Below are 3,346 nucleotides of genomic sequence, written 5' to 3'. Positions count from 1 at the left end.
GCGTGCTCACTGTCGGAGTCGTTACCGTTGGCGTACTCACTGTAGGAGTACTCACAGTTGGAGTCGTTACCGTAGGCGTACTTACCGTTGGAGTACTTACCGTTGGAGTGCTCACTGTCGGTGTCGTCACCGTTGGAGTGCTTACCGTTGGTGTATTTACTGTCGGAGTACTTACCGTTGGTGTGCTCACAGTCGGGGTACTTACTGTAGGTGTACTTACCGTTGGTGTACTTACTGTCGGTGTCGTTACCGTTGGTGTGCTCACTGTTGGAGTACTCACTGTCGGTGTCGTTACTGTAGGGTTAGGATTAATAGTAATTATTTGTTGATAACGATTCTCGTTATGAACACTATCCTCTACAAACCACGTATAACGCACTTCTATCTTTTTGCCATTTTTGTCGTATTTACTTTCTTCACTTGAAGTTACTTCTAATACTCCTCCGCAGTTATCAGTAGCAGTAAGATTTTCTCTTAAAGGCACTTCGTCTTCACTTTTTACAGTCATACTCTTCGGATAAGATGAAAGCTCTGGTCTTTGTGTGTCTTTCAGAAAAATTTGCTGTGTGTGCCTAATAGGAAGTGCACCATCGGCATAAGCTATCCAAGAGCGTGTAATTTTATAGGATTTTTTATCTCCTTCTTTCATTTCTTCCTCATAGTCTATATGAATATTATCAGCTCCTTCTGCTTTTACCTCAGCTTTTTCAGGTATTTCTCCCTTGCACTGCACGTGCATATCTTTAGGCAAATCTCCCACAAAGTGTAAACTATTGGTAAGAGCGTCTTTTTCGTAGTAGATAAATTGCTGTGCGGTAGCTGTGCGGTTACACTGGTCTGAGGCTACCCATTTGCGCAGTAAATAGGTAGTGTGATCTTCTTCCGTAAATGTTACTTGGGCTACCTTATTACGGCAGTAATTAGCAACTGCTGTAACAGTAGGTGCTTCTGGTACTTGCCCTTTTTTTACAGTTATTGTAGGTTCTGGCAAATTTTTAAAGGTAATATCAGGACTGTGCATATCCGATAAATAAGGATAGTTCTTGCTGACAGCATAAGCTATATGGTCAATTACTTCTATTTTAAAGTATTCTTCCATATATGAGCTACCTCCATTCCACCCTCTAGCTCGTGCAGGAAAAATAACAGTAGCTTTACCATTGTTCGGAATTCCTTCGGCTAACACATATTTATAGCTTTTTCCATAATCGTCCGAAAAAAGAATACGCACTTTGCTATCTTCGCCAAAAATATTTTTATCAACATCCCAAAAGATAGTGGTTTCTTTGCCGTATTTAAATCTGCCTGCACTGCTTTTGCTTACATTAGTTATTCTAAAAGGAGTACCATCTACTATATTTACCTTAGTTTCATACACATCATAAAGAGCTGCGTGAGGTTTGCCGTTTTTGTAAGCTCCTACTTTGCCATCACACACACCCAACCAAAAGGTAAAATCTCCAGTTTCTGTGGGTTTTGTAAATTTATAATCTACAGGCTTCCACTCATTGCTTTCATTCCTTTTATAAGGCTGATAGAACTCTATACGATTGCTTTCTGTAGGGCGATTAGAAGGAAAACGGGCTTTCCCAAATGCCAAAAAATCAGCTTGGTGAGCCATATAAAGTAGCGGGTCTCCATCAGGGTCGCTGGCTTCTATAGTAAACTGAAAATAAGTATTAGGAGGCAATTTGTAATTTTTTTTCAATGTAGAACGATTGATTACAGGAGCACGATTGTCCGATACCTCACCATAAGGAATATTAGCTTGTGGCACCCCTACCAATTGGGTACGCTCCTTGTCGCTATAGTAAGCATCGTGCAGATTAGTACGATTGCGAATCGTATAGATTGAAGGCAACGAAAAATAAGTGCCATAAGGGTCGTTGATGTAACTCATTATAGAGTTTCCTCTATCAGGCTCTGTAAATGACGAAGCCGTTTGTCCTCCAATAGTAAAAGTATGCGCCGAACCTAATAAGTGTCCTAATTCGTGTAGTATGATATAAAACTCGTGATTGGCAATACAACCACCTTTCAGTTTCCCTGTGATTTCGCCCAAATGTGCCAACCCACGATTATCCTTATATACCGAAAATACTATACCTGCATCGTAATTTTCTTCACCTATCAAGCTGTTAAAATCGCCTGTAGCTCTCTCAACTACCGTTCTTACTGTGGGAAAGTCATACACTTCCTTTTCTTTAGTAGTGATGATAAGGCGAGGGTCGTTTACCAATTCAAATTGGCAACCAATCTCTCTGCCACACACCTCATTAAGCCCTGTTTGCACTTCTGTCATAAAGGCTTTTGCTTTGTCAACATCTCTCTGGCAGTGCCTTACAAAAAAACTGTAGTCAATGAGCATTGCCAAGCGGAAGGTTCTCAGTACATTACTATTGTAAAGCACTCGTTTGTCTTCTGAAGGAAGTGTCATTTGGGTATTTTCACTACTTCTCGCCATAGAGCTTATTCGCGAGGTAGCAGCCCTTGGTGCGGCAGTATTACAATTTCCATCGGCACAAGTACCGCAGCTAAAATGACTCCTTTCAGTAGAAACTTTTAGCACTCCCTTTTCGCTACTTAAAAAATAAGTTTTTCCTTCGTGCCATACCTCACCCGATAGGGTTGTGGCATTGAGCGAAATACTACCCGCAAAAGCACCATTATAGTAGGCTACAAAGGTACGAAAGCCCTCTTGTGCAAGCGAGTTATCGCGTTGGTACCACTTTAGAGCAATGTTTTTGCCCCCTGCGGGTACACTCCATTCTACAGAGTTGCCCTCTTCAAATAAGCGCGCAATCTGAGATACTTTTTCTTGTGCATTTATAGTTCCTATAGCTAAAAACCATAATGCTAATAGTCGTAATATATTCATATTGTTAGTGTCATCTTATGTATAAGAATCCTTTTTTACTTTCTAATTGTCCATTTTTATAATAAGTAGCAATATAAAAATAAGTGCCAGCTAATTTTTTTCGACTTCCTATTATATTGCCCACATTGGCAACACCCCTAAATATTTCTCCTCTTTCTTGATAATGGTCACTTTCATATACCTTTAGTCCCATTTCGTCAAAAATAATTACTGAAATAGGTTTGTCAATATCAACATTTTCTATTTTGAAATAGTTTCTCGGATCTGTTGTCGAAATACCATTGTAAATAATTACTTCTTCTGTCGGACTATTTACCGTTGGGGTACTTACCGTTGGAGTGCTCACTGTCGGCGTGCTTACCGTTGGAGTGCTCACTGTCGGTGTACTTACCGTTGGACTGCTCACTGTTGGGGTGCTCACTGTTGGAGTACTTACTGTCGGAGTGCTCACTGTTGGAGTACTTACTG

2 protein-coding genes are annotated in these 3,346 nt (G+C 40.5%); both read right to left on the bottom strand.

The genetic code is table 11. The annotated features are described in order from the left end of the window. Positions 1 to 2,878, bottom strand: a 2,878-nt coding sequence (locus tag HMPREF9075_RS09790) for a zinc-dependent metalloprotease (RefSeq protein ID WP_009416417.1), incomplete at its 3' end; no start/stop codon positions are given. 10 nt (positions 2,879 to 2,888) lie between these two features. After that, positions 2,889 to 3,346: gliding motility-associated C-terminal domain-containing protein (locus HMPREF9075_RS12920; protein WP_198144783.1), on the bottom strand; the 458-nt coding region annotated here is incomplete at its 5' end.

This window comes from Capnocytophaga sp. oral taxon 332 str. F0381 (genome assembly GCF_000318275.2).
In the GTDB taxonomy this organism is placed as follows: Bacteria; Bacteroidota; Bacteroidia; order Flavobacteriales; family Flavobacteriaceae; genus Capnocytophaga; species Capnocytophaga bilenii.
Note: the sequence above shows the minus strand (reverse complement) of the source record. Positions and strands in the feature narration are given on the sequence as shown.